At 55.3% G+C, this 24,610-nt stretch carries 26 protein-coding genes, 1 tRNA gene, 1 pseudogene and 1 riboswitch; of the genes and pseudogenes, 5 read left to right on the top strand and 23 right to left on the bottom strand.

Translation table 11 applies throughout. The features are described 5' to 3' along the window. Positions 1-83: 83 nt before the first annotated feature. From WBR25_RS08525 to WBR25_RS08505, 5 genes are all read right to left on the bottom strand, one after another. Positions 84-1,052, bottom strand: coding sequence for a site-specific integrase (locus tag WBR25_RS08525; protein WP_181497388.1), 969 nt, complete (start codon positions 1,050-1,052; stop codon positions 84-86). 83 nt (positions 1,053-1,135) lie between these two features. Then, positions 1,136-2,287 carry a tyrosine-type recombinase/integrase gene (locus WBR25_RS08520; RefSeq protein WP_181497387.1) on the bottom strand — a complete coding sequence of 384 codons (1,152 nt, stop codon included), beginning with the start codon at positions 2,285-2,287 and terminating at the stop codon, positions 1,136-1,138. Positions 2,288-2,547: 260 nt separating this feature from the next. Further along, entirely contained in the window at positions 2,548-3,831 is a 1,284-nt protein-coding gene (locus WBR25_RS08515) for a tyrosine-type recombinase/integrase (RefSeq protein WP_224969890.1), read from the bottom strand. An 83-nt stretch (positions 3,832-3,914) separates the two neighbouring features. Beyond that, a tRNA-Ser gene (locus WBR25_RS08510) sits at positions 3,915-4,002 on the bottom strand. 134 nt (positions 4,003-4,136) lie between these two features. Continuing rightward, positions 4,137-4,592, bottom strand: a complete 456-nt coding sequence (locus WBR25_RS08505; protein WP_005337119.1) for a type III secretion system chaperone family protein — start codon at positions 4,590-4,592, stop codon at positions 4,137-4,139. 158 nt (positions 4,593-4,750) lie between these two features. On the opposite strand from WBR25_RS08505, the gene WBR25_RS08500 reads away from it, so the two are divergent. Beyond that, a complete protein-coding gene (locus tag WBR25_RS08500) occupies positions 4,751-6,088 on the top strand; it encodes a flavohemoglobin expression-modulating QEGLA motif protein (RefSeq protein ID WP_257697446.1) in 1,338 nt (445 codons plus the stop codon). 80 nt (positions 6,089-6,168) lie between these two features. On the opposite strand, the gene WBR25_RS08495 is transcribed toward WBR25_RS08500, so the two are convergent. Both WBR25_RS08495 and WBR25_RS08490 read right to left on the bottom strand, forming a co-directional pair. Beyond that, on the bottom strand, positions 6,169-6,750 hold the full coding sequence (locus tag WBR25_RS08495) for a thymidine kinase (protein ID WP_005351181.1): 582 nt from the start codon (positions 6,748-6,750) through the stop codon (positions 6,169-6,171). A 91-nt stretch (positions 6,751-6,841) separates the two neighbouring features. Further along, positions 6,842-8,422, bottom strand: coding sequence for a Na+/H+ antiporter NhaC family protein (locus WBR25_RS08490; RefSeq protein ID WP_167556645.1), 1,581 nt, complete (start codon positions 8,420-8,422; stop codon positions 6,842-6,844). Between the two features lie 88 nt (positions 8,423-8,510). Next, a riboswitch (Lysine riboswitch) is annotated at positions 8,511-8,682 on the bottom strand. Positions 8,683-8,984: 302 nt separating this feature from the next. Between WBR25_RS08490 and WBR25_RS08485 the strand changes: the two genes are divergently transcribed. Next, positions 8,985-9,389, top strand: a complete 405-nt coding sequence (locus tag WBR25_RS08485) for an H-NS family histone-like protein (RefSeq protein ID WP_005337123.1) — start codon at positions 8,985-8,987, stop codon at positions 9,387-9,389. Positions 9,390-9,458: 69 nt separating this feature from the next. Here the strand turns inward: WBR25_RS08485 and WBR25_RS08480 are convergent, their stop codons facing one another. The 5 genes from WBR25_RS08480 to WBR25_RS08460 form a co-directional block, all read right to left on the bottom strand. Further along, the gene (locus WBR25_RS08480) at positions 9,459-10,034 is read right to left on the bottom strand and encodes a cob(I)yrinic acid a,c-diamide adenosyltransferase (protein WP_026034843.1); all 576 of its coding nucleotides are present in this window, start codon (positions 10,032-10,034) and stop codon (positions 9,459-9,461) included. Further along, positions 10,031-10,261, bottom strand: a complete 231-nt coding sequence (locus tag WBR25_RS08475; RefSeq protein ID WP_005337126.1) for a DUF3820 family protein — start codon at positions 10,259-10,261, stop codon at positions 10,031-10,033. The genes WBR25_RS08480 and WBR25_RS08475 overlap by 4 nt, the downstream gene beginning before the upstream one ends. Before the next feature lies 1 nt (position 10,262). Next, entirely contained in the window at positions 10,263-10,934 is a 672-nt protein-coding gene (queE, locus tag WBR25_RS08470) for a 7-carboxy-7-deazaguanine synthase QueE (RefSeq protein ID WP_201298737.1), read from the bottom strand. A gap of 61 nt (positions 10,935-10,995) precedes the next feature. Beyond that, entirely contained in the window at positions 10,996-11,703 is a 708-nt protein-coding gene (gene queC, locus WBR25_RS08465; RefSeq protein ID WP_005337128.1) for a 7-cyano-7-deazaguanine synthase QueC, read from the bottom strand. Between the two features lie 20 nt (positions 11,704-11,723). Beyond that, positions 11,724-12,347: a tRNA-uridine aminocarboxypropyltransferase gene (locus tag WBR25_RS08460; protein WP_279486987.1), complete on the bottom strand. Its 624-nt coding sequence runs from the start codon at positions 12,345-12,347 to the stop codon at positions 11,724-11,726. Here WBR25_RS08460 and rrtA point away from each other — a divergent pair. Continuing rightward, the gene (gene rrtA / locus WBR25_RS08455; protein WP_164537041.1) at positions 12,346-12,939 is read left to right on the top strand and encodes a rhombosortase; all 594 of its coding nucleotides are present in this window, start codon (positions 12,346-12,348) and stop codon (positions 12,937-12,939) included. The two genes, WBR25_RS08460 and rrtA, sit on opposite strands and share 2 nt — an antisense overlap. Here rrtA and pyrF read toward each other — a convergent pair. The 6 genes from pyrF to cmk form a co-directional block, all read right to left on the bottom strand. Then, the gene (gene pyrF, locus WBR25_RS08450) at positions 12,914-13,615 is read right to left on the bottom strand and encodes an orotidine-5'-phosphate decarboxylase (RefSeq protein ID WP_042083286.1); all 702 of its coding nucleotides are present in this window, start codon (positions 13,613-13,615) and stop codon (positions 12,914-12,916) included. The genes rrtA and pyrF overlap by 26 nt on opposite strands. 18 nt (positions 13,616-13,633) lie before the next feature. After that, entirely contained in the window at positions 13,634-14,800 is a 1,167-nt protein-coding gene (gene lapB, locus WBR25_RS08445; RefSeq protein WP_204379920.1) for a lipopolysaccharide assembly protein LapB, read from the bottom strand. Between the two features lie 9 nt (positions 14,801-14,809). Beyond that, entirely contained in the window at positions 14,810-15,094 is a 285-nt protein-coding gene (locus WBR25_RS08440) for a LapA family protein (protein ID WP_005337143.1), read from the bottom strand. 158 nt (positions 15,095-15,252) lie between these two features. After that, a complete protein-coding gene (ihfB, locus tag WBR25_RS08435; RefSeq protein WP_005299934.1) occupies positions 15,253-15,537 on the bottom strand; it encodes an integration host factor subunit beta in 285 nt (94 codons plus the stop codon). A 92-nt stretch (positions 15,538-15,629) separates the two neighbouring features. Then, positions 15,630-17,300 (bottom strand): 30S ribosomal protein S1, encoded by a 1,671-nt coding sequence (gene rpsA / locus WBR25_RS08430; protein ID WP_005337148.1) that lies wholly within the window; start codon positions 17,298-17,300, stop codon positions 15,630-15,632. Positions 17,301-17,394: 94 nt separating this feature from the next. Then, positions 17,395-18,087 carry a (d)CMP kinase gene (cmk, locus tag WBR25_RS08425; protein ID WP_120414083.1) on the bottom strand — a complete coding sequence of 231 codons (693 nt, stop codon included), beginning with the start codon at positions 18,085-18,087 and terminating at the stop codon, positions 17,395-17,397. A gap of 248 nt (positions 18,088-18,335) precedes the next feature. Here cmk and ribA point away from each other — a divergent pair, with 248 nt between their 5' ends. Next, positions 18,336-18,929 (top strand): GTP cyclohydrolase II, encoded by a 594-nt coding sequence (ribA, locus tag WBR25_RS08420; RefSeq protein ID WP_005337152.1) that lies wholly within the window; start codon positions 18,336-18,338, stop codon positions 18,927-18,929. 81 nt (positions 18,930-19,010) lie between these two features. Here ribA and WBR25_RS08415 read toward each other — a convergent pair whose 3' ends face one another. Further along, complete coding sequence (locus tag WBR25_RS08415) at positions 19,011-19,967, bottom strand: LysR substrate-binding domain-containing protein (RefSeq protein ID WP_279486986.1); 957 nt, start codon at positions 19,965-19,967, stop codon at positions 19,011-19,013. Positions 19,968-20,030: 63 nt separating this feature from the next. Next, a pseudogene (locus WBR25_RS08410) lies at positions 20,031-20,903 on the bottom strand (LysR family transcriptional regulator). A gap of 95 nt (positions 20,904-20,998) precedes the next feature. Between WBR25_RS08410 and WBR25_RS08405 the strand changes: the two are divergent. Continuing rightward, positions 20,999-22,222 carry an MFS transporter gene (locus WBR25_RS08405; protein ID WP_479749685.1) on the top strand — a complete coding sequence of 408 codons (1,224 nt, stop codon included), beginning with the start codon at positions 20,999-21,001 and terminating at the stop codon, positions 22,220-22,222. A 145-nt stretch (positions 22,223-22,367) separates the two neighbouring features. On the opposite strand, the gene WBR25_RS08400 is transcribed toward WBR25_RS08405, so the two are convergent. The 3 genes from WBR25_RS08400 to nfsA form a co-directional block, all read right to left on the bottom strand. Next, on the bottom strand, positions 22,368-22,922 hold the full coding sequence (locus WBR25_RS08400) for a VOC family protein (protein ID WP_479749684.1): 555 nt from the start codon (positions 22,920-22,922) through the stop codon (positions 22,368-22,370). Continuing rightward, positions 22,916-23,680: a hypothetical protein gene (locus tag WBR25_RS08395; RefSeq protein WP_005337161.1), complete on the bottom strand. Its 765-nt coding sequence runs from the start codon at positions 23,678-23,680 to the stop codon at positions 22,916-22,918. The genes WBR25_RS08400 and WBR25_RS08395 overlap by 7 nt, the downstream gene beginning before the upstream one ends. Before the next feature lie 191 nt (positions 23,681-23,871). Next, on the bottom strand, positions 23,872-24,597 hold the full coding sequence (gene nfsA, locus WBR25_RS08390; RefSeq protein ID WP_236290000.1) for an oxygen-insensitive NADPH nitroreductase: 726 nt from the start codon (positions 24,595-24,597) through the stop codon (positions 23,872-23,874). Positions 24,598-24,610: the final 13 nt, after the last annotated feature.

Here is a 24,610-nt window from a genome sequence, read left to right as displayed (position 1 = left end):
ATATTTTTCACGCCAATGAAGACCATCATTAGGTGTTTATATGTCCGGGCATGACTATTTTTGATGAGTGAAGATTGAGAATATTACCGCGAGAAACCATCATCTTTTGATTTGTCTCTATTTATAAATGCAGCCATTCCTTTCCGCTTAACATTTGATTCCTCACTTGGCTCGACCACCATTATTGGTGTATTTGGCTGGATATAGCTTTTATTATCCGCAGACGGCACGCTGTGAGTCACTCTAATGTGGCTCAGGTCAGCATCAGCAGGACAACTCGGTAAACGTCCTCCTCTTGCTGATTTTCGATTTCCGTAACGATTAACTGAGGCTGTGGCCTGATGTCCCATCAAATAGGCAATTTGTACACGGTCCATTCCGGAGGCTTTGAGCTCTGAACCCAATTGATGACGCCAACTATAAAATGTAGGGAGATGATTGCGCTTCGGCCATAAATTTTTTCCTGCAATGCGAAGTTTATCTTGCAACGATTTAATATTGGCGAACTGTGCTTCTCTGACTATTGAGCTTAACCAGCGAGGGTCAACGCCTTCAAATTGCAGAGTCCTGTCTGCACCACGAATACCATCATGGCTCTTTTTTGCCCCAACAATACGTACTTTATCGCCATTTACTGTAATGTCAGCAAGTTCAGCGGGCCTGATGCCCATGTAGGAAAATAGTATTATCGCAGCAACCATTCTTATATCATCCCGCGCTTTGAAATAATCGATCAGCGCGGTTTGGTCAGCAGGATTGATGCTCTTAACCCTGTTCTGCTTTTTCTTAACTGGAGTATTGCTACCTTGAGCCGTGACTGGATTACGTAATCCCATAATGCGCTCAGCGGCCTCGACATAACCCAGATTTTTTTGATGATAGACAAGTGCTCCACGCAGGCGACGCCAGTAGTCAGGACGATATTCAGGCGCGCAGGCCAACAGCTCATCTGAAATGTTTTTAGCTGTAACCTTGATGTTTTTTCTTTCAAGGCGAAGATAGAAATGTTTTGCCAACCTTTCGTATTCTAGTTTTGTTTTTTCTGTAGCCATTTTTATTCCTTAGGCTCTTAACGGCCCTTATTTAACGTATTATCGAATCAATAATATATCGATATGAATCACAGTAGTTATCGCTAATCTGATTGAGAATGCGGTTCACCAACATGTATGTTTTTCATTGATTGAGCAACCAGTCCTAATAAATATTGCTGAATTTGTGGGTCGGCAATTAATTTAGTCATGTCCAGTTCTGAGTTGTTGGCCGGAACCAAAGCCTGCATCTCATTAAGGCGGAAACAACGAGCAAGAGCGTTTTCGGCTAATGTTTTGAAATCCGCAGCATCCTCAACTAACCATTTTCCATAATGACGCCTGATCATTGCGGTACTTGTATGCCCCATCTGTTTGGCAATCCATTCGATATTAACACCTGCGGACAACAGTTGACTGGCATAGGTATGTCTAAATTGTGATGGCCCTCGGTAGGCAACCCCCGCTGTGGCACAAAACGGCTCAAAAAAATCCTCTCTGAATTCATCGACGCTGGTGTATTGACGTCGCTTATCCGGATAATAGGCTAATAAAGTCCGGCGCAGTTTGATCCGTGTACGATTGTCAGCACACATGACCGAAATCGCTTTCTCTTTGCGATGCCTAGCATGCTCCAGAAGAGTGCGTAGTGCCTGCACTGCGGGGACAGTCAACTCGACTGTTCGGCAGGAGCTTTTGGTTTTAGGCGTTTTATAGCAACCATCTACCAAGGCCAGATCAACACGCAGTGTGCGTTTATCCAGGTCGATAGCCTCACGGCTAATTGCCAACAATTCGCTGATCCGCAGTCCAGTGGAAATACCAACCTGGATTATTGCTGCACCAATAGGGTTGATATGTTGATGTGCAATAAATAACTGGATCTCTGATTGCAAGAATGGCTGAGGCTCGACCACCTCAAATCGACAATTTTTAACATGACACATCGGATTGATTTTTATAATGCCATCTCGATAGGCCCTGTTAAATACCTGTCGCATAATGTCAATATACTGATTGACCGTGTTGCCTTTGAGGCGTTTTAGCAGTTTGGCAATATACATTTCGATGTCAGTTGCATTAATGTCAATCAGCTTCTTTTTTCCCCATTTACGGATAAGCTGCATGGACTTTCTACACAAAATATCATGGGTTGCGTCTGATACCTGTCGGTATTTTATGTTCAGGTGTTCCTCTACTGCGGTTTTGAACGTTTTTTCACGAGGATCTGATTTTAGATTTTTGTTGTTTTTCATGTGCGCCCTGTTTTTATTATTATAATTTCGCGCAGGATTACACTCAGTAAAAACCAAGTCAAATAAAAAGTGAAACCTAACAAAAACTAATTTAATGTCAACCTTCAATATATTTGAAATAAATAAATTGTCAAATTAATGACCAGTAACATCAGAAGCCAGTCACGCTATTTTAATGATGAAAATCAACATGTTACCTTGCCAGGCAAGCACGTGAGTGGGTATACCTCACCCACTCAAATGCCTATTTCGCCTGATATTCAAAAATCGACTAAATCGCTGGGGATTGACTCGATTTTTTCTCGCAGCAACGCGATACCTAGTCGCTTGCCGTAGCGCCCAAACGTGAGCCCCTTTTTGCTATGACCCACCAATTCCGCCACGATGTGCTCAGCCACATCGGCCTGTTGCAACTCATCGATAAAGGTATGCCGCAGCCCGTAAATGGTGGGGCGGCCTTTGCCGATGATACCTGCATCATTGAGATGACGCTGAAAGCGACACACAAGGTTATGTGACCAATCGTCATCCTTGCCTGACGGTTTGTCATCGAACAGGAACGTCTGCCCTTGGTGGCGACGATGGGACACATAGTCCAGGAATTGGTGCGCAATCAGCGCATGGTGCAGTGGAATTGTGCGATAGGCGTTGCTGGTCTTGAGGGCTTGACCGACTTCACCGGCCTCCACCACCAGACACCAGATGCCGTCTACCTGTTTGATGTTTTGGGTTTTTAGCTGACAAGCCTCGGAGGGCCGCAGTCCGCCATACAGACACAGCAGCGGCACCCACCAATCCTGGATTTTCAGTCTTTTGCCCTTTTGAGCTTGTTTGCTGCGCAGGCTCGCAAACAGTTGGGCCAGTTGAGGGCGCTGCCAGCGGATGCGCTCCTCATCGGTTCGTCGCGTGACGGGTTTCTTACCGGCGGTGAGTCCGTCGAACGGGTTGCGCGCGCAATATTCCAAGGCCACACACCAGCGGAAGAACTGTTTGAGTGCGGCTAAGTAATCCCCTTTGGTTTTGAAACTGAGCTCAGATTTGCGCAATAGGGCATTACGGTACGTCTGTGCCAATGCGGGCGTCACCTCATCGATTTTGACGCCTTTGGCCCAGGTGACGAAGGCGTTGATCCGAAGTTGGAGCTGGCCCATCGTCTTGTGCTGGATCCCCTCACTGGCTTTAGTCTCGATGAATCTCGCCAGTGCATGGCTGAGCGTGATCCCACTGCTAGGGCAAGCTGAGGCATTAACAGAAGGTTCACGAGGTGTGGAAGGTGTTTGAGGAGGGATGAACCCCGCTGCCTTGAACGCGTCTAGATCGGCGCGGATCCAGCGATAGAAACTGCGGGGAGCCGTATCGGCAGGGGTAGCCGCGATAAGTGCGCGAGTACGAGCTGCCACAGCCAGGTTTCGGTCTACTGCGAGCTGACGATCTTTGGTACACAGGGAGGTGCGAATGGCAAATGGAAGGCCTCTGTCACGCAAAACCTTGGGGAGTGGGAGGCGAGTGTAGTAGGTGCCGGAGGCATTTTTACTCAGATACATGATTGTTCCACCTAGTTGATCCAGGAAAAAAATCACGTAAGTCTAGAAATGAAAAAACCCGTTGAAATTCAACGGGTTATATTTGGCGGTGAGGGAGGGATTCGAACCCTCGATACGTTGCCGTATACACACTTTCCAGGCGTGCTCCTTCAGCCACTCGGACACCTCACCAAATTTTGGTCTGTGGTTTAACGTGTTCAGCCAACACGGTGTTCGCTACGCTGTTGCGCTGGAACGGGGCGTAATTTAGGGGAAAGCCCCGCCCGCGTCAACGGCTTTTTTCACCTGGCGAACCGTTCGAACACTTAATGCACAGATTCCGGTGCGACCTGGATTTCCGGCAGATTGAGGAAGCCAGAACGTTCGCATTCGGCAACCAGTTCGTGGGTGGCAGCGATGGTGCTTTGCACGAACAGCAGGAACTGCTCGACGCTGAGTCCGGCCTTGGTAAAGACGGTGTGGCCGACCACCAGCCGCGGCAGGTTGTCATCGATGATATCGAGGAACACCTTGAGGGAGGGGTACTGCATATTGAGCCGGCCCAGTTCGGCAACCAGCGGCAGCATTGCGGAGGGGCGCACTTCCAGCTCGGAGGAGAACAGCAGGCCTTCCTCTTCCACGAAGATCCGGCTCTCCTGAATACCATCGACCGACTGCAAAGAGACAATGTGGATACCGTGACACTGGTCGCAGACATAGTGCTCGATACGAGCCTGTTGCAACCAACGCATTATCATTTCGGAGCTGGGGATATTCATCATTTCCACGACAAGATTGGGATCAAGGGGCGCAGTCTAAACCAATTTGCTATCAACAAAAAGCACGCCAACCCGATAACCCTGCGGCTCGCTTCTTTTTGGCAAGCGCTATGCATATACTCAGCCAAATCCACGATGACGCTTGCCCCACAGGGGGCCCCATGACTATCCAAGAAAAGTATCGCCTTCATCTGAAATCACTCTCGGATGAGCTGCTCACCCTGCAAAAACCCATCCGCATTCTGGATGCCATCAAATGGCCACGCCATCTGCAGGATCGCTTTCTGGCAAGCGGTGGCAGGGAGCTGCCCGCTATCGACAGGCACTTCTATGATGCCCTCCCCCTCGGCTTCGATCCGCGCAACAAGTATCTGGAGCTCAAGGAGCTGCGGGACAGGATCCGCAGAAAGTTGGGGCCACAGGACGATCTTGGCCGGATCCTGCAAGAGACGGTCGATCAGTACATGGTGGTGATCGAGATGCTGCGCCAGCGCGGCCAACCCGATTTTCAGCGTTACAGCCAGTTGCTTTATGGCTCTGCCAGCGATCACCTGCGCGGGGATCGCAAGACTCTCAAGGAGCTGGGCGCCCGCCTGTGCGATATCTTCTCCCTGCCCGGCGCCCGCCATCTGGTGCGCCCCTACCCCAAGGAGTTCGAAGGAGAAGCCGCGGTCGCCAAACTGCAGGGCAAGCTGTCGAGCTACTTCAGTGACGGCACTGTGCAGGTGAAGCTGAGCGATGGAATTGTCTCCGATGCCGCGGCCGGTGGCGACTACATCAAGCTCAACTCCCACGCCCGTTTCTCCGAGCTGGACTTGCAGGTGCTGGAGGTACACGAGGGGTGGGTCCATGTCGGCACCACCCTCAACGGTCGCCAGCAGCCCTATGCCACTTGGCTGAGCGCCGGTTCACCGCGGATCACCGCGTGTCAGGAGGGGCTGGCTGTCCTGATAGAGACCCTCACCTTCAGCTCCTTTCCGGATCGGGCCAAGCGTATCTCCGATCGGGTGATGGCCATCGACATGGCCGAGCGCGGCGCCGATTTTATCGAGGTGTTTCAGCACTTCGTGCGGCAGGGCACCAGCGAGCACGACGCCTACAAGATCACCCAGCGGGTCTTTCGTGGCGGCATGGTGGAAGGTGGTGCCTGCTTTACCAAGGATCTCTCCTACGTGCGTGGCTATGTGGAGACGGTCAACTTTATCCGCAGCGCCGTGCTGGAAGGCGTGCCCGAGATCCTGCCGATGCTGTTTGTCGGCAAGGTGACGCTGGATGACATTCCGGTCCTCTATCAGCACTATCTGGAGGGGCTGATTGCCGCTCCCCGCTATTTGCCACCGATGTTTCGCGATCTCACCGGCCTCTATGTCTGGTTCGGTTTTGCCTCCGGCATGTCACTGGTCGATATCGGCCGGGTACAGCACCATTTCCGCCAGCTATTTCAACGCCTGCCGGTGGCCGACCCCATCATTGCGCCGGTGGATATCGAGATCGACTGAACCACAGCGATACAAGTTGGGGAAAATAAAAAGGGCGCCAGATTGGCGCCCTGCTCGACGATTCAAATATCGCAGCCGAATTACTTGTAGGCCCGACCTTCGAGATAGTGTTTGCGACAGAGCGATACATAGCGATCGTTGCCGCCGATCTCCACCTGTTCGCCATCACGCATCACCTGCCCCGCTTCGTTGACCCGGGAGTTCATGTGAGCCTTGTTGCCACACCAGCAGATGCTCTTCAGCTCTTCAAACTTGTCGGCCAGACAGAGCAGATGGTAGGAACCGGGGAACAGCTCACCGCGAAAATCGGTCTTGAGGCCATAGGCCATCACCGGAATATCCTGCTCATCGACGATGCGGGCTAACTGGTAGACCTGCTCACGGGTCAGGAACTGGGCCTCGTCCACGATGAAAACATCGATATGTTTCTTCGCATGGCGCGCTTTCACCATTTCAAACAGATCGCAGCTGTCGCTGAACACGTCCACCTTCAGTTCAAGGCCAACCCGGGCACTGATCACCCCGACCCCGAAACGGTCATCGATGGCTGGCGTCATCGCCAGAGGATGCATGCCCCGCTCCAGATAGTTGAAGTGCGCCTGAATGAGCTGGGTGGATTTGCCTGAATTCATGGTGGCAAATTTGTAGTGCAGTGAAGCCATGATACTGTTCCGAAACTGAATTTATGGGGCGCATGCTAACCAAAGCCCCTGACAAAACCAAGGGGCCCGCGGGCCCCTTGCTCTATAAATGTTACGCGGTGGCCAACACTGGCCGCGCTTTGGCCTTTTTCAGGTGATAGCAGGTAAAGAGCACAAACCAGAGGGCGCTGACGCTGAAACCGGCCAGGCTGGAGTGCATCAAGCCCATTGCCAGGTAACCGATGGCCGCACCGAAGGCGATGGCCAGTGCATAGGGCAGCTGGGTCATCACGTGATCGATGTGATGGCAACCGGCACCGGTGGCAGAGAGGATGCTGGTGCTGGAGATGGGTGAGCTGTGATCCCCGAACACCGAGCCAGCCAGTACTGCAGCCAGCATCGGCAGCATCAGGCTGATGTCGCTGGCGGCGGCCATGTCACCGGCCAGCGGCAGCATGATGCCGAAGGTACCCCAGCTGGTACCAGTAGCAAACGCCATGGCACAGGAGAGGATAAAGACCACGGCAGGTAGCACTTCGATCGGCAGGTTGCCGTTAGCCAGCGAAGCCAGGTACTTGCCGGTCTCCACGTCGCGTACCACGGCACCTATGGTCCAGGCAAACAGCAGGATGTTGATGGCTGGCAGCATGGCCATGACGCCTTGCGGCGCGGCCTTGATCCAGTTCTTGGCACCCAGCTTCAGGCGCATAGCCAGACCGATGGAGACCACCAGACTGCACAGGGCACCGTAAACCAGCGAAGAGCCGACGTTGGTGTTTTCGAACGAGCCAAGCACGCTGAAGGGCAGCCCTTTCTCGCTCAGCACCGCAGCACCGGAATCAATCATGAAATAGATGGTGGCGGCGGTCAGGGTCAGGATCGGCAGTACCATGTCGATCATGCCGCCGTTGCTCTCTTCCGGGCTCTCCATATCCAGACCGATGGGGCGGCCCTTGGACTCATCCCACAGCTTGCCTTCCAGCGCCCACGCTTCGTGTTGACGCATCGGGCCGATGTCGAGTTGGAATGCAATCACCACCAGCACCATGATCAGGGTGAAGACGGCGTAGAGGTTCATCGGGATCATCTCGACAAACGCAGCGATGGGGCTCTGTTCAGTCAGACCGTGTGCCGCCATGATGCCGCCAACCAGAGCGATGATATAGGCGCCCCAAGAGGAGATGGGCATCAGCACGCAGACCGGCGCCGCGGTGGAGTCCAGCAGATAGGCCAATTTGGCACGGGAGATCTGGAAGCGGTCGGTGACCGGACGGCAGATGGCACCCACCGACAGGCTGTGGAAGAAATCATCGATAAAGAAGGCAAACACCATCATGCCGGTCAGCGCTTTGGCGCCCTTGCGGGTCTTGGCACGACGCTCGGCCCACTCGGCAAAGGCACGGGTCGCCCCGGAGACGCTCATCAGGCTGATGAGGCCACCCAGCAGCAGCATAAACAGGATCATGTTGACGTTGTCACGATTGAGCGCGCCATCGACCCAGAAGATCTTGAGCACGGTATTCAACATGTAATGCAGGGATTCGAGGGGTGAAAACTGATTGAGCAGCAAACTGCCGGTGACGATGCCCACACCAAGGGACAGCAGCACGCGGCGGGTCATGATCGCCAGCGCGACAGCCAACAGGGGGGGAAGAACGGACCAACCGGAGTCGGCGAAATGACTAATGTCCATGATCTCTTTGCACCTAAAGATTACAGGTGGAGATCTACCGAGAGGATCTAAAGAAACAAAACCTATGGGGAGGTCATACTCCTCAGCCCCTTCAGGTAGCGCTCCATAGTGGATGACTATGGCAGTCCTGCACCTATTAGATGCAGAACCAGCAGCCCGGTATGATGGCCTGGCCACTTCGGCGCTGACTCCTTTCCTTGTGCATCACAGGCATCACCCTCCGCACAAATACTCATAGGCAGCGCGCCTCTACTTAAAGGTATTCGCCGCACATTTTATCGAGATGGCAGCTTATAGCAAGTTTTTTGATTAAATAATCATAATAAACATATCAAGGTCGAAAAATGGTAGTCAAATGATGCAACAACGCCTGTTTTGACGCTATTTTCACCTACTGCGGTTTCATTGGCATCCAATCACCAAGCCTATTGCTGGCCATATTAAATATCTGTATTGATGTTCCCCACGGATATTATATTTAACCCAGCTTGACTTATTTAAATCGCCAAGCAAGAATCAGCTGGAACATAATATTTTTCTCTGACTCGACGTGGTAACTCCTATGAATGAATTTTTAAAGGTACTGCTTAATATCCGCAGTCTGCGTGCGACCTGCCGCGAGCTTTCTCTGGAACAACTGGAAGAGGCACTGGAAAAGCTCTCTGCGATCGTTGCTGAGCGTCAGCAGGATGAAGCTGCCGAGCGTCAGGCCCGTGAAGAGCATCTGCGGAAAATTAACGAATATAGCGAAATGCTGAAAGCCGCCGGTATTGACCCGGCAGAATTGGTAAGCGCTGTCGCTACCAACCCCGGCAAATCAGAAAAAGCCAAGCGGGCGCCACGTCCTGCCAAATATCGCTATCAGGATAATGGCGTAGAGAAAACCTGGACCGGCCAGGGCCGTATGCCTTCGGCTATTGCCAGCGCAGTGGCAGCAGGCAAATCACTGGAAGACTTTGCTATCTGATCTCAATCTCGTTGCTAATAAAAAACCTCGCCTTGGCGAGGTTTTTTATTGCCGCTTAAATGTGACATATCAGATAGCCGATTGCGGGCGATCTGCTGCCTTGACCCACAGCACTTCACGATCCCCTGCCACGCAGATGAGATAGCGGGCAACGGTAAAGAACCAGTCACTCATCCGGTTCAGATAGGGCAGCACCTCGGGATTGACCCGCTCTTCCCGGCTCAATGTCAGCAGCAAGCGCTCGCAATGACGCACCAGAGTACGCACCACATGCGCTTGCGCCGCGGCACGGGAACCACCGGGCAATATAAATTGGCGCAGCGGCGGCAATGGCTCACTATAACGATCTATCTGCTGTTCAAGGCGAGTTGTCCAAGCGGCATTAACCTGCCAAATCGATTCATTCTGGGCGTCACTGGAGAATGCCAACTCCCCCCCCAGATCAAACAACTCCTGTTGCAACAGCTGTAAATCAGCCAATAAGCAGAGCTCTTGCGACGGCACATCACAAATCAGCAAGCCAATATGGGAGTTGAGCTCATCGATATAACCGTAGGTCTCGACCCGCAAATGATCCTTTGGCAACTGGATACCATCGGCCAGCCGGGTCATGCCCTTGTCACCCTGCCTCGTATATATTCTCATACCGACATCCTGTTAATAATGGGAATAATCATGGATTCGAGTCCATTGAGTTTGATTTCATAAGCCAACGCCAGCGTCTGGCCCAATTTACCCGCCGGAAAACCGCTGCGCGCCATCCACACCAGATAGGGCTCTGGAATATCGATGATACGCCGCCCCTGATATTTACCGTAAGGCATCTTGTTGGTCAGGGTCAGCAGTACCTGTTCGTCGGATAGCCAATCCATATTAATCGATATCCAGATATTTATGAGTCTGGATTGAGAGTCGCCAGTTACGCGCGATACAGGTATCCATCGCCAATTGGGTGGCCCTTGGCTTCTGGCTGATCGGCTGCAAGGCAATGACCACATCAGGGCGCAGGGTAGCAGTAGCGAGCAGCATATCCAGCTCTTCAATATGGTGCTCGGTGGCCACCGGATGCTTGATCTCGTTGGCCCGCTCCAGCGCCGAGACCAGCACAGGCAGCCCCCCTTTCATACCGATCTTGGGGGAGACTGTTACCCAGGTCTGCTCATGAGTCTTGATCTCGCTGGTGCCACTGGTTTCAATCTGCACCTGATAACCCGCCGCCAGCAGGGCTGACGAGAGTTCGTGCAGATCGTAGAGGCAGGGCTCGCCACCGGTGATCACCACATGGCGCGCCTGATAACCCAGGTCGGTAAAGCTCTTGATAATCTGCGCGGTGCTAAGTTGGCTCCAACAATCGGATTCGTTGGAGCGATCCAGCACCGCCGCCTTGCCCACTTCACGAGCCGGATCAACAACCCAGGTATGACGGGTATCGCACCAGGGGCAGCCCACCGGGCAACCCTGCAGGCGAACAAAGATGGCGGGCAGGCCGGTAAAGATGCCCTCCCCCTGGATGGTCTGGAAAATCTCGTTGATTGGGTAGTGCATCTCGATCACGGCTTGTTGCAAAAGTCGCGGATTATACCCCAAGCCACGGCAAGACGCAGGCTCACTCTGCGCTTTTCTCGCCCAGCCCGGTTTTCTCAAACAGTCTGGCCATGATGCCCGCCTTGTCGGCCAGATAGTTGTTCAAGCCGCGACGGCGCAGTTCACACGCAGGACACGTGCCGCAACCGTCACCGGCAATGCCGTTGTAGCAGGTCAGGGTCTGCTGGCGCACCGTGTCGAGGTGACCATAGTGATCCGCCAGTGCCCAAGTCTCGGCCTTGTCGAGCCACATCAAGGGAGTTTCAAAACGGATGCCGCGATCCAACCCCAGCGACACCGCCTGATTGAGGGCCTTGACGAACTCGTCACGGCAATCGGGATAGCCGGAGAAGTCAGTCTCGCAGACACCGGTGATCACCGCTTCGGCGCCCACCTGATAGGCATAGATGGAAGCTAGGGTCAGGAACAGGATATTGCGGCCTGGCACGAAGGTGTTGGGCAGCCCGTTATCCTGCAGCTCGCAGCTGACAGGAATGTCGTCACGGGTCAGGGCAGAGACCGCCAGCTCATTGAGCAGCGTCACATCCATCACCTTGTGGGCAGCAATCCCCAGTGCACTGCCCAGACGGCGCGCGGTGTCGATCTCTTCCCGATGGCGCTGGCCATAGTCGAAGGTGATGGCGTGCACTTCATCATACCGGGCCAATGCCTGCACCAGACAAGTAGTGCTGTCCTGACCGCCGCTGAAAACCACGACTGCTTTTTTCATCTTGATAACTCCTTGAATTGTCACGCGCGGCGGCCTTCGGCAAAGTCCTGCCACTGGGTATTCAACCGATTGAACAGGGTCAGCAAGGGCGCATAGTGCTCCGGCCTCCCCTCCCACCGGGACAAGAGGTGATAGCCCGCTTCTATGGTAGAGAGGGCATCGGGAAAGGGCTTCTTGCGAATGGCATATTGACCGGCAATGGCACCAATACCGATGCGGGGCAAGCAGGCCAGTGCCGGGTTGCTCTGCAACATGCGATAGGCTTTGCGCCAGGTGCCGTCAAGCAAGATAAAGGCGACTGATGCGGAGCCAGAGGATTCACTCTCCCACTGTTGGCGAAGATCGGTCAGCGAAATGGCATCCTCATCCGGCCAGAGCAAATAATAACGACGGGATTGGTCAGCCAGCAGCACATTGAGCCACTCATCGCGGAAAAAGTCCTCCCCCACATGGATCTCGCACTGTTGCAAAGAGGCCGTCAGCAGTGCCGCGGTCCCCTTGGGATGTGCCACCTCGTTGGGGTGCTGCAAGATGTAGAGGGGCGTGTGATTGTCAACCGGCACAATATAATCGCACAGGCAGGCTTTGAGGGCTCGGGTGCAACGTGTACAGTATCGACTGTTCTTGTCGTTGGACTGTTTCATGTTGTCAGACAAATCTGGATTGCTCTGGGTTATCACGCTCTCTCTCACCAGCTTGCTACTCTTCTTTACCGTTCCCAATCTTCAGCTCTCCTTCGATCGGCCCTTGATCGCCGGGGGCGAAGGGTGGCGGATCATAACAGGCAATCTGGCTCATACCAATCTGTGGCACCTGCTGCTCAATCTGGGCGGCCTCGCCATCCTCTATAGCCTGTTTCGCGACTATCTGGGTGGGGCTCGCCTGCCGCTGCTGATGTTGCTGCTCTGGTTGGCAGTGGGCTTGGGGATCTGGTGGTGGTGCCCGCAGACCCAGTGGTACATGGGGCTATCCGGCTCGCTGCATGGTCTGTTTGTCTGGGGGGCAATGCAGGATATCCGCCACGGACGCCGCACGTCGGGCTGGCTACTGTTGGCAGGGATGGGGCTCAAGCTGGCGATGGACTTCTACAACGCAGGAGAGAGCCCGATATCCACCCTGATCAATGCCAAGGTACACATCGGCTCTCATCTTATCGGGGCCGGTGCAGGCCTGTTGCTCGGCCTGCACCGCGTATCACTGAGTGAGCCTGTTACGCACCAGCCAGCTCGGCATTGATGCTGGCCAGCATGGCGGCCGGATCGGCAGCCTGCGTAATGGGGCGACCGATAACCAGATAATCGGACCCCGCCTCGACCGCCGCTTTCGGTGTCATCACCCGGCGCTGATCCCCGGCCGCTGAACCGGTCGGGCGAATACCCGGGGTCACCAGCTTGAAATCTTCGCCCAGCAAGGCTTTCAACTCATGGGCCTCGTTGGCAGAGCAGACCACCCCATCCAGACCGGATGTTTTGGTCAAGGTAGCCAGCCGGATCACCTGCTCGGCGGGGCTTACATCCAGACCAAGAGGGATCATGTCGGACTGCTCCATGCTGGTCAGCACGGTCACGCCGATAAGCAGGGGGGCCTTGTCGCCATAAGGCAGCAGCGCCTCTTTGGCGGCACGCATCATCCGCTCACCACCACTGGCATGCACGTTGACCATCCAGACACCGAGCTCGGCACTGGCTGCCACGGCTTTGGCAACGGTATTGGGAATATCGTGAAACTTCAGATCCAGAAAGACATCGAATCCCTTGGCCACCAGCTGGCGTACAAACTGCGGGCCAAACAGGGTAAACATCTCCTTGCCTACCTTGAGACGGCACTGGGCCGGAGAGATACGTTCAACGAACGCTAAGGCATCTGCCTCGTGCTGATAATCCAGCGCTACCAGTACTTTGGGATCTTGCATCTCACATCCTATTGCTTGTTATTCACCGTCCAGACCGCGGATCGGCTTGATGGAACCCCACTGGCGACAAGACGGGCACTGCCAGAACAACGAGTGAGTGGCAAAGCCGCACTGCCGACACTTGTGGGTTGACTTGATTTTTATCTGCTCGCCGACCAGCTGTTGCAGAAGCTCGAGGCTCTCCTTGGCAGGCCCCTCCTCCGCACTGGCCAGTTGAAAACCCACCAACTGGTAAAAACCTTTCATCGAGGGATGACGACGCAGCTGACGCAGCACCAGCGAACGGGCCTGACTCAGGCCATCACGCTCTTCAACCAGCTTGGCAAGGGCCAGGGTCACGCTGACACCGGCGTGATCTTCCACTGCCTTCTCAAGCAGCGGGATCAACGCAGGCGTGCGCCCCAACTGCTGATAGCACTCGAGCAATTTGGGCATCGCCTCGGAGGCAAAGTCGATATCCTGCTCGAACACCCGCAGCAGCTCCTTGCTGGCCTGCTCATACTCTCCATCTGTCATGGCGAGCTCAGCGAGGCGCAAACTGGCCCGGGCACATGCCGGATTGATACTGAGCGCCCGTTTGAGCTTGGCCAGCCCCTCCCCTTTATTGCCCTCACGCAGCGCGATCTCGGCTTGCTCGCAATAGAAATGGGAGATGGGGTCGGCCAGCTTCTTGCCCTGGAATTTTTGCAGACGAACCGCCACATCGATGGCCTTATCCCAGTCCCGCAACTGCTGATGGATGATCAACAGCTGTGCCAGCGCCGTCTCTTCATAGTCGCTGTCATCACACAGCTCATTCCAGAGCGCTTCCGCTCGGTCCAGCAGACCAGCAGCCAAAAAGTCGCGCGCAAGCTCCTGCAGGGCAAGCTGTCGCTGCTCCCGGGTCAGTTGGCGGGTTACTAGGTTCTGGTGGATCTTGATGGCACGATCGACCTCCCCACGCTGGCGAAACAGGTTGCCGAGGGAGAGGTGTGTTTCGATGGTTTCACTGTCCACCTCAAGCAGCTGGATAAAGAGATCCACCGCCTTGTCGGATTCATCGGACAGCAAATAGTTGAGGCCCGCCACATACTGGCGGGAAAACTGGTTACTCTGTTTTTGGGTGTCCTGGCGAACACTCCTGCGACCCATGTACCAACCATAACCGGCGGCGATGGGCAACAGCAGGAAAAGCAGTTCAAGCATTGAGGAACATTATTCCTTACCCGGTGACCGGGCCAGCTCCAACTCGCGGGATTGACGACGCATGGTGCGGTTGAGGGTGCGGTTTTGCATTTTCAGGCGCAGGAACAGCAGGCCGAATACCAGCCAGCCCAGCAAAAAACCGCCAGCGAAGAAGAAGCCCAACAGCATGGCAAGCGAAAACTCACCCTGAGCGATCAGGTAATTGAACTGAACCAGCTGGCCATTTTGTGAGCCCAGCGCCAGGGTCAGAACAAACACCAGCACCAGCGGAATGAGGGCCAAAATACGCTTCATAAGAGCTCCCTGTCAGTATCTAATGAGAGGCTGATTATCCTTAAAATCGCAGGCAGACTCTAGAGTGAATGGGAAAAGAGTTTAAGAAACAAGACGATTGGCACAGGAATCGGTGCCAAAAAGAAAAAAGGCATACCCGAGGTATGCCCATTTCTGCATTATTCAATGATGTTGACGCGCTCGCGCAACTCTTTGCCAGGTTTGAAGTGCGGGACATATTTCCCGGTCAGTTCAACCTTGTCCCCAGTCTTGGGGTTGCGGCCCACACGGGGCGCACGATAGTGCAGTGAAAAACTGCCAAATCCGCGGATTTCAATCCGGTCGCCGTTTTGCAAGGTCGACGCCATCTGCTCAAGGATCTCCTTGATGGCGGCTTCGACATCCTTGGCCGGCATATGCATGCGGCTGGCTGCCAGTTGTTCGATGAGATCTGATTTGGTCATAACGTTAAATCTCCTTCCCCGATCACATGCAATATTCATTTTGCCAGGATAAAAAAGGGCGGCGCAATGCCGCCCTTTTCTTGCATCAAGGATTACTCACCCTTGGCGGCTTTGAACGCTTCCATCATAGCATTGCTGAACACAACTTCTTCTTGTTGGTTCAGGTTATCGATAGCAACACGCTCATCAGCCTCGTCCTTAGCACGGACAGACAGGCTTACGGTGCGGTTCTTACGATCAACGCCCATGAATTTAGCTTCAACTTCGTCACCAACAGACAGCACCAGAGTGGCGTCTTCTACACGGTCACGAGCAGCGTCGGAGGCACGCAGGTAGCCTTCTACGCCATCAGCCAGTTCGATAACGGCACCTTTGGCATCAACCTCGGTAACCTTACCCTTCACGATAGCACCTTTCTTGTTGTCAGCCAGGTACTTGTTGAACGGGTCTTCTTCGATCTGCTTGACACCCAGGGAGATGCGCTCACGCTCCGGATCCACTTGCAGAACAACGGCTTCGATCTCGTCGCCTTTCTTGAATTCACGCACGGCTTCTTCGCCCTGGTTGTTCCAGGAGATGTCAGACAGGTGAACCAGGCCGTCGATGCCGCCATCCAGACCGATGAAGATACCGAAGTCAGTGATGGACTTGATCTTGCCGGAAACACGGTCGCCTTTGGCGTGAGTTTCGGCAAACAGCTGCCACGGGTTGGATTTGCACTGCTTCAGACCCAGGGAGATACGACGACGCTCTTCGTCGATGTCCAGAACCATCACGTCAACCACGTCGCCAACGTTAACAACTTTGGACGGGTGGATGTTCTTGTTGGTCCAATCCATCTCGGATACGTGTACCAGGCCTTCAACGCCTTCTTCGATTTCAACGAAGCAGCCGTAGTCGGTCAGGTTGGTCACGCGGCCAGACAGACGGGTGGTCTCCGGGTAACGCTTGGCGATAGCAACCCAGGGATCTTCGCCCAGCTGCTTCAGACCCAGGGATACACGGGTACGCTCGCGGTCGAACTTCAGAACCTTGACAGCGATCTCGTCGCCAACGTTGACGATTTCGGAAGGATGCTTAACGCGCTTCCACGCCATGTCGGTGATGTGCAGCAGGCCGTCAACACCGCCCAGATCTACGAATGCACCGTAGTCGGTCAGGTTCTTGACGATACCCTTAACTTCTTGACCTTCTTGCAGGTTAGCCAGCAGGCTTTCGCGCTCGGAGGTGTTCTCGGTCTCGATCACGGCACGACGGGAAACAACAACGTTGTTGCGCTTCTGGTCCAGCTTGATGACTTTGAACTCGAGTTCTTTGTTTTCCAGGTGAGCGGTGTCACGGATCGGACGCACGTCAACCAGAGAACCCGGCAGGAAGGCACGGATGCCGTTCAGTTCAACGGTGAAACCACCCTTGACCTTGCCGTTGATGATACCGATAACGGTAGCTTGCTCTTCGTAAGCCTTCTCAAGCTGCAGCCAGGCTTCGTGGCGCTTGGCTTTTTCGCGGGACAGCTTGGTTTCGCCGAAACCATCTTCGATAGAGTCCAGAGCCACGTCAACGGTGTCGCCAACGTTGATTTCCAGCTCGCCCATGGCGTTCTTGAATTCTTCAGCCGGGATAGCGGACTCGGATTTCAGACCGGCGTCAACCAGTACGAAACCGTTCTCGATAGCAACGACAGTACCCTTGACGATGGAACCTTGACGGGTTTCAACGGCGTTCAGGGACTCTTCAAAGAGTTGAGCAAAAGATTCGATCATTGTTTATGTCACAAATGAAACATCCACTTGCAATCCGGCACAAGCGGGGCTGTTTTAAATAATCTGCGCCATCCTTGGTGCAGACGACCGGATGTCAGCTTGCGCTGGCATCACCAAGTTGTTGCTCTGCATAGGCGAGTACTGTTGCCAGCACTTCATCTATGGTCATAGCGGTAGAGTCTACCACCAGAGCATCTTCTGCCGGTTTCAGGGGTGCAGTAGCGCGATTTCTGTCGCGATCGTCACGTTCCCGAATCTCGGTTAAAAGACGCTCAAAGTTAACATCAAAGCCCTTATCTTGCAACTGCTTATAGCGACGCTGGGCCCGTTCTTCGGCACTGGCGTCGAGGAAAATCTTCACCTCGGCCTCGGGGAAAACCACTGTGCCCATGTCACGACCATCGGCAATCAGACCCGGGGCCTGACGAAATGCACGCTGACGGCGCAGCAAGGCTTCGCGCACCCGGGGGAAGGCAGCGATTTTACTGGCAGCATTACCCACTTCTTCGGTGCGGATGGTGCGGGAGACATCTTCCCCTTCCAAGATCACCTTGACCAAATCGCCTTCTACCTGAAATTGCACATCCAGATTGGCAGCCAGAGGCACCAGTGAGGCTTCATTGTCCAGCTCTACATCGTGATGCAGGGCGGCCAGGGACAACACCCGATAGATGGCGCCCGAGTCCAGCAAGTGCCAACCCAGCTTCTCAGCAAGCAGTTGACACAAGGTGCCTTTACCTGCACCACTGGGGCCATCAATTGTCATTACGGGGGCCATCTGAGGCATAACTTCTCTCCTGCACTGTGTTGCTCCCATCCCGAAGGGGTGGGTTAATGGGCGCCGATTATACCCGAATGTGGTGAGCCTGGCAGTCATCAATCCGCACAAAGAGCCAAAACCTCGACGGGCAGCAGTGCTTGTATCTCATTTGGAGATTTCATTAAGCAATGCAGGGACTTGTTCTTATGGTCGTTCCTGACAAGGCGCGCTAAACTGGCCCCCTTTTTTGAGCCGTTAGTAGTAAGGAGCAACCTATGAGCAGCGTTACCCTCGTGGCCAAATCCAAATTGCCAACCCCCTGGGGCACCTTCACGCTGGTAGGTTTTCAGGAAACCGGCACAGGCAAAGATCACGCCGCACTGGTGATGGGCGACATTACCGGTGAAGAGCCCGTGCTGGGCCGGATCCACTCAGAGTGCCTGACCGGCGACGCCCTGTTCAGCCTGCGTTGTGACTGCGGTTTCCAGTTGCAGGCGGCCATGGAGAATATCGCCAAAGCCGGTCGTGGCGTGTTGCTGTATGTGCGTCAAGAGGGCCGTGGCATCGGCTTGCTCAACAAGATCCGCGCCTATCACCTGCAGGATCAGGGGGCCGATACCGTGGAGGCCAACGTAGCCCTTGGTTTCGCCGCCGATATGCGCGACTACACCATCTGCGCCGATATGCTCAAGCAGCTTGAGGTCAAGTCTCTCAAACTGATGACCAACAACCCGCGCAAGATGAAAGCGATGGAATCCTTCGGTATTCCGGTGGCCGAACGGGTTCCGTTGCAGGAAGGACGCAATCCCCACAACGAGTTCTATCTGTCGACCAAGGCCAACAAGCTGGATCATATGCTCAAAAAATGATCCTGCATTGACGAATGCCAGATAGTCAAACGCCTCCCATTGGGAGGCGTTTTTCTTGGGATGACCACACATCAACCCAAGCTATCTAAGTGGCACGGTCAGATTGGCCAACAGTTCTTCAAGCTCTTCGCCAGTGCGGGCAGCACAGTATTGTTCGACCCGCTCGCGGGTCAATTGCGGCGCGAGACGTTCAATCAGATCGTAGAGATAGCCGCATAAAAATGCCCCTCTGCGCAACCCGATAGTGGCCACACCGCCTGGTAGCCAGGGCGCCGTTTTGAGCACCAGATCCCCATCGCGCTGGGGCTCCCAAGCAAAAGTTGCCATCACCCCGATGCCCATCCCTTGTCTGACATAGGTCTTGAGCACATCGCTGTCGCTCGCACAGCAGGCGATCCGGCTCTCGGCATGAGCGCAATCAGTGCCATGAGCTGTGGAGAGAGCCCTTCCGTCAGTCACCAGCGCAAACTCCACCAGCTCAGCCGAGGTCAGCGAGGTTGCTTTGGCCAACGGATGATCCTTGGGCAGCACCAAGCCCCGTTGCCACAGAAAAGAGGGGAGCATGAGCAGATCGCTCCCCTCCTCCGGTTCATCCGCCAGCAGCAGATCGGCAGCGCCATCATGCACGGCTACGCGGCACTGCGCCGCACTCCCCTGCATCACAGTTACGGCAACTTTGGGGAAGCGGGCCATAAAACCCTTGAGGATGGTGGGCAGAATATAGCGAGCTTGCAGATGAGTGGCGGCAATGGTGAGGGTTCCCTGCTCCGGATGCACATGCTGCCTGGCCATTACCTTGATGGTGGCGACCTTGTCCAGCACCTCCGCGGCCACTTTGATCACATCCCGACCTATGGGGGTGATTTGGGTCAAGTGTTTGCCGCTGCGCTCGAAGATCTGGATCCCCAGCTCATCCTCCAGCATCCGCACCTGTTTGCTGATCCCGGGCTGGGAGGTAAAGAGGCTCTCGGCGGTGGCCGACAGATTCAGCCTGTGGTTGGCCACCTCGACGATATAGCGCAATTGCTGCAATTTCATGGTGTAGCCCTCAAGCGAACCCACCGTTAATAGTAACAAACTTTCAGCAATGGCCCGCCACCATCAGGCCGGGCGATCCTTAAGTAGAAAATCGCGCAAGGCACGGTTGGCCATGGAGAGCGGATCGCCACGCCGCCACGCCACGCAGAGATCGAGATAGATGGGCGGGTCGAAGGGCACGCCACTCAGATCTGGCTCCTCTTCCAGCACCATCCGCAAGAAGGTGGTCACCGCAAAGCCTTGCCGCACCACCGCCTTGAGCAGAGGGATAAGATTGCTCTCGAAGGCGATATCGGGTTCAACGCCCAGGCTCTGGGCCAGCGCCTCCATATGCTCCCGGTGATAAAAGCCACGGCGAAACAGCGCCAGCTCCTGAGCGAAAAACTGCGAGAGGGTGACGGCCGATGCGCCACGCAAGGGGTGATCGTCCCCCACCACCATCAACATCTCTTCGCTCAGCAGATGTGCCCCCTCAATGGCGGGGGAGATCACTGGTGATGAGAATGGCCAGATCGAGGGAGCCATCCACCATCCGGCTGAGCAGCTCACGGGTGCCGGCCTCTTCGACCCGGATCTTGAGGCCGGGATAGCGATGCTTGAAGGCCATCAGACGAGGGGGGAAATAGTAGGAGCCCATCATGTAGGGGATCCCGATCCGCACTTCCCCCGCTCCAGCCCCTTGAGCTCGGCCATCTCGGCCTCGGCCTGATGCATCTGCAACAACAAGCGCTCGGCATGGCGACAGAGCACCTCTCCCTCCGGGGTGAGCCGTACCGCCCGATCCTGTCGATCAAACAGGCGCAATTCGAGCTGCTGCTCCAGCTTGGCGATGGCCATGCTGATGGCCGGTTGTGCCACATGCAGACTGTTGGCTGCCTTGGTAAATGAGCCGGCATCCCTGACCGCCAGCAGATAGGTGAGCTGTTTCAGATCCATGTATCAATTCATCTTATGAGATAGATAACTTAAATATATTATATTTATAACCGCAAGGGCTCTACCCTGACCAAAAGTAGTCAGGACAATACGCAATGATTGAAGTTGGAAGTCGCGAGTGGATACGTGCAACCCTGGCCCTCAGCCTGGGCTCTTTTCTGGTGTTTCTGAATCTCTACCAGACCCATCCCCTGTTACCCCTGATCGCCGAGGTCTTCTCGGTCAACTCCCTCTCGGCCAGCTGGACCCTGGCAGGATGCACTGCTGGCCTCGCCGCCTCCCTGCTGATCTGCGCCAGACTGGCGGATCGCCATGGCCGTCGGCAAGTCATGCTGGGTACCCTCACCCTGGCGATCCTGCTCTCACTGTTAATCCCGCTGGTTGAGCAGTTTGGCACCCTGCTGTTGCTGCGCATCCTGCAGGGCGCGCTGCTGGCAGGACTGCCCGCGACCGCGATTGCCTATATGGGGGAAGAGTTCAGCAAACGGGCGCTCCTCTCGGCGGTGGGGGTCTATATTGCCGCCAACTCCCTCGGTGGCATTGCCGGTCGGGTGGTCGGCGGTCTGTTGGCGGGCTGGTTTGGCGACTGGCAGCATACCTTTCTGGGGATCGGTGTAATCAGCCTGTTACTGCTGCCGCTGGTCTTCTGGCTGCTGCCCCATCAGACCCGCTTTGTGGCGAGCGCCCCCGTTCGCGGCCAATTTGCTCGCGCCTTGCAACAACACCTGACCAATCCCTTGCTGGTAGGGGCCTATCTGATTGGCGGCCTCAACTTTATGGTGTTTCTGAACCAGTTCAGCTACCTCACCTTCTTGCTGGCCAAGCCCCCCTTCTCCTTGCCCACCCAATGGCTCGGCATGCTGTTTCTCACCTATCTCTCGGGGACTGTAGCCTCCTCACTGAGCGGCCGCTTTGCCAACCGCTGGGGGGCACAACGCATGCTGCTAGTGGGGATCGCGCTGATGGCTATCGGCAGTCTGTGGCTGCTGCAAGCTAGCCTGCTCGGTATCCTGAGTGGCTTGCTGATCTCCAGCTTCGGCTTTTTCCTGGCACACGCCTGCGCCAGCGCCTGGGTCGGTCATCATGTCGAACACAACCGCGCCCTCGCCTCCTCCCTCTATCTGGTGGCCTACTATCTGGGGGCGAGTCTGGGTGGGCTTTACCTGCACCCCTTCTGGGAGCAAGGCGAGCTGGGCGGTCTGGTCATGGGAATTGAACTGGTCCTCATCCTGACGGCAGGCTTGAGCCTCTGGCTCGGCCGTCTCAAGCAGCGAAGCCAATCGCCACTGCCCGCCCAGCAACCCCACCGACACGGGTAACAGGCTCAGCGCAAACAGGGTCACCCACGAGCAGATAGCGCTCTCGCAACCAAGCACCGCCAGATAACAAAAGGGGTCACACCGGTGACCCCTTTTGCTGCGTTATTCAAGAGCCTGTCAGGCTCGCACCGCATTTAGAGCAGGATCACTCCTGATCGAAATAATCCGCAGGCACCGCGACCACAGCACCAGTCGCCACCTCTTCGGCGATCACCTCAGCCAGCGAGCGCAGATGAAACTTGATCTGGCCGGAAGGCAACATCAGGCCAATATCGGGGTTGCGGGTATCCTGCATGTTGCCGGTTTTGAATGGCAGCTCGGGATAGCGCGCTACCAGATCTTGCAGTGAAGTGACCACCAGCTCGATATGTTCCAGCCCAGCCTGATGGACGCGACCCGGTTTCGGTGCAGCCAGCTCGATACAGGGTACCTGTACCTCATCAGCCAACAGCGGCTGATGCAACTGATAGGTGGCGATGGGACGTCCGCCAATCATACCCTCCACAAGCAAGGTACCTGCCTCAGTCAGCACAGCACATAGCGCGCAGTACTCCTGCAGGGTAGCCGCCCGATAACAGAGGTGATCGACCGTTGGCCGGGAAATGGTGACGCCACTGGCGGCCAGCTCGGCCAACAGCTGAGAAACAAATGGGGCCATTGGCCCCAGTGTGTAATCGAGTGGGTGGGACATGCTTACCATTTCTTCTTGGGTTGAAACAGGACATCGAGCTCGTCAGCTTCCTTGTCCTTGATGTTTTGCAGATCCTGCGCGCTATTTTGCTGCTGCAGCTCTTCAAGCTCCTTGAGCCCCTGACGCATATCTTCTTCACGGGCCAGCAGATAGGGATCCTTGTCGCCCACGCTCGCCATGGCCGACAGACCCTTGGTATAGAGCTGGCGGCATGTACCATATTGGCCCTGAATGCGGGCATCCATCGCCCGCTTGACCAGATTGGAGATGTTGATCTTGAGCTGCATCAGCTCGAGGCGGCGCTCTTCCTGGGCAAACCCCTGAGGGTCAATCTTGCCCTTGTTGTGCTCTACCCGCAGCACGGCCCGCATCTTCTTGACCAACTGCAGCATCTGGATCGCCTGACGATCGGACTCCGGGGTCTTGAACTGACCCTCATCCTGCACGCTGTAGTTCTCCTGCACATTCTTGATCTGGGTCTGCACATCAACGATACGCTGCTTGATCTGATTGTTCGGCATCACCTGGGCGATAGCGCGATAGGCATCGAGGATCCGGTGCTGCAACAGCAACACCATGTTCTTGGAGAAAGGCACCAGATTGACGTTCAGCAACACCTCTTCGGTCTCGTCAGCCACCGTCTTGTGTCTGGCAACGGCGTGACGCTTGTCCGCCTCTGCCTTCTGCTTATATTGCTGCACCACGTTATAGGCGATAACCAAAAACAGGAGTGCGCCAATAGACAGCAATACCAAAGTTAAAATCATAGGATGTCCAAACCCCTGTTCCTATCCAATTGCGTGATCCTACAACAGCTTACCCACTTAAGGTAGCCTGCAGATCCCCCCTTGCCCACGATTTGTCACCAAGCTGTGCCCCCGGTCTCAAGGAGAGATTGCAGGATCAGGGGATGATGACCATGACGGTCACCTCCCCATAGTATCGCCCATCAGCGCCATTACTTGAGGTTAAAGCCCCGCGATTGCAGGAATCCCAGCATGAAAGGTCGGGACTCCTTGCCCAGAATGGCGCGGATCTGGCCGCTCCAGGTCTGCTGCTTGTTGTTGCTGCTACGGGCCTGATAGTAGTCCGCGATTTGCTGATCGTACCGGGCCAGCAGGTCGCGATCCAGCTCGTGCTGGTAGCGCTCCTGATGCACCACCAATCCCCTGGGCAGACGGGGTTTCTGTTCCGGCTGCTGGACAGGATGACCAAGGCAGAGGCCAAACAGCGGGATCACCTGATGGGGCAAGCCGAGCAGTTCGCTCACCTCGGCCGGATGGTTGCGAATGCCGCCGATATAGACCCCGCCCAGCCCCAGCGACTGCGCCGCCAGCAAGGCGTTTTGCGCCATCAGGGCGCCGTCGATGGCTCCGATCAGCAACTGCTCCGCATAGCCGGTCTGGGCCTCGGGCACGATCTGGGTGTGGCGGTGATAATCGGCGCAGAACACCAGAAACTCGGCCGCCTGCACCACATAGGGTTGATTGCCCGCCAGCATGGCCAACTGCTGACGCGCCTCGGGCTCGCAGACTCGCACAATACTGGTCACCTGCAAAAAGCTCGAGGTTGAGGCGGACTGGGCGGCGGCGAGAATGGCATCCAGCTGTTGCGGGGCGATCGGCTCGGCAGTGAACTGACGAATGGAGCGATGGGAAAGGATAAGATCGATGGTCTGATTCATGGCACCTCCAAAA

The organism is Aeromonas sp. MTB, from assembly GCF_056632455.1.
Note: the sequence above shows the minus strand (reverse complement) of the source record. Positions and strands in the feature narration are given on the sequence as shown.

Coding starts and splice junctions, on each gene's coding strand:
- queE (WP_201298737.1), bottom strand. CDS start 10,934: ATGCACTACCCAATCAACGAGATTTTCCAGACCATCCAGGGGGAGGGC.
- WBR25_RS08495 (WP_005351181.1), bottom strand. CDS start 6,750: ATGGCTTCACTGCACTACAAATTTGCCACCATGAATTCAGGCAAATCC.
- queC (WP_005337128.1), bottom strand. CDS start 11,703: ATGAAAAAAGCAGTCGTGGTTTTCAGCGGCGGTCAGGACAGCACTACT.
- ihfB (WP_005299934.1), bottom strand. CDS start 15,537: ATGACCAAATCAGATCTCATCGAACAACTGGCAGCCAGCCGCATGCAT.
- WBR25_RS08480 (WP_026034843.1), bottom strand. CDS start 10,034: ATGAGAATATATACGAGGCAGGGTGACAAGGGCATGACCCGGCTGGCC.
- WBR25_RS08460 (WP_279486987.1), bottom strand. CDS start 12,347: ATGAAACAGTCCAACGACAAGAACAGTCGATACTGTACACGTTGCACC.
- nfsA (WP_236290000.1), bottom strand. CDS start 24,597: ATGAATCAGACCATCGATCTTATCCTTTCCCATCGCTCCATTCGTCAG.
- WBR25_RS08515 (WP_224969890.1), bottom strand. CDS start 3,831: ATGTATCTGAGTAAAAATGCCTCCGGCACCTACTACACTCGCCTCCCA.
- pyrF (WP_042083286.1), bottom strand. CDS start 13,615: ATGCAAGATCCCAAAGTACTGGTAGCGCTGGATTATCAGCACGAGGCA.
- rpsA (WP_005337148.1), bottom strand. CDS start 17,300: ATGATCGAATCTTTTGCTCAACTCTTTGAAGAGTCCCTGAACGCCGTT.
- WBR25_RS08400 (WP_479749684.1), bottom strand. CDS start 22,922: ATGGTAAGCATGTCCCACCCACTCGATTACACACTGGGGCCAATGGCC.
- WBR25_RS08395 (WP_005337161.1), bottom strand. CDS start 23,680: ATGATTTTAACTTTGGTATTGCTGTCTATTGGCGCACTCCTGTTTTTG.
- WBR25_RS08440 (WP_005337143.1), bottom strand. CDS start 15,094: ATGAAGCGTATTTTGGCCCTCATTCCGCTGGTGCTGGTGTTTGTTCTG.
- WBR25_RS08475 (WP_005337126.1), bottom strand. CDS start 10,261: ATGGATTGGCTATCCGACGAACAGGTACTGCTGACCCTGACCAACAAG.
- WBR25_RS08520 (WP_181497387.1), bottom strand. CDS start 2,287: ATGAAAAACAACAAAAATCTAAAATCAGATCCTCGTGAAAAAACGTTC.
- WBR25_RS08405 (WP_479749685.1), top strand. CDS start 20,999: ATGATTGAAGTTGGAAGTCGCGAGTGGATACGTGCAACCCTGGCCCTC.
- WBR25_RS08505 (WP_005337119.1), bottom strand. CDS start 4,592: ATGATGAATATCCCCAGCTCCGAAATGATAATGCGTTGGTTGCAACAG.
- WBR25_RS08500 (WP_257697446.1), top strand. CDS start 4,751: ATGACTATCCAAGAAAAGTATCGCCTTCATCTGAAATCACTCTCGGAT.
- ribA (WP_005337152.1), top strand. CDS start 18,336: ATGAGCAGCGTTACCCTCGTGGCCAAATCCAAATTGCCAACCCCCTGG.
- lapB (WP_204379920.1), bottom strand. CDS start 14,800: ATGCTTGAACTGCTTTTCCTGCTGTTGCCCATCGCCGCCGGTTATGGT.
- WBR25_RS08490 (WP_167556645.1), bottom strand. CDS start 8,422: ATGGACATTAGTCATTTCGCCGACTCCGGTTGGTCCGTTCTTCCCCCC.
- WBR25_RS08415 (WP_279486986.1), bottom strand. CDS start 19,967: ATGAAATTGCAGCAATTGCGCTATATCGTCGAGGTGGCCAACCACAGG.
- rrtA (WP_164537041.1), top strand. CDS start 12,346: ATGTTGTCAGACAAATCTGGATTGCTCTGGGTTATCACGCTCTCTCTC.
- WBR25_RS08485 (WP_005337123.1), top strand. CDS start 8,985: ATGAATGAATTTTTAAAGGTACTGCTTAATATCCGCAGTCTGCGTGCG.
- cmk (WP_120414083.1), bottom strand. CDS start 18,087: ATGCCTCAGATGGCCCCCGTAATGACAATTGATGGCCCCAGTGGTGCA.
- WBR25_RS08525 (WP_181497388.1), bottom strand. CDS start 1,052: ATGGCTACAGAAAAAACAAAACTAGAATACGAAAGGTTGGCAAAACAT.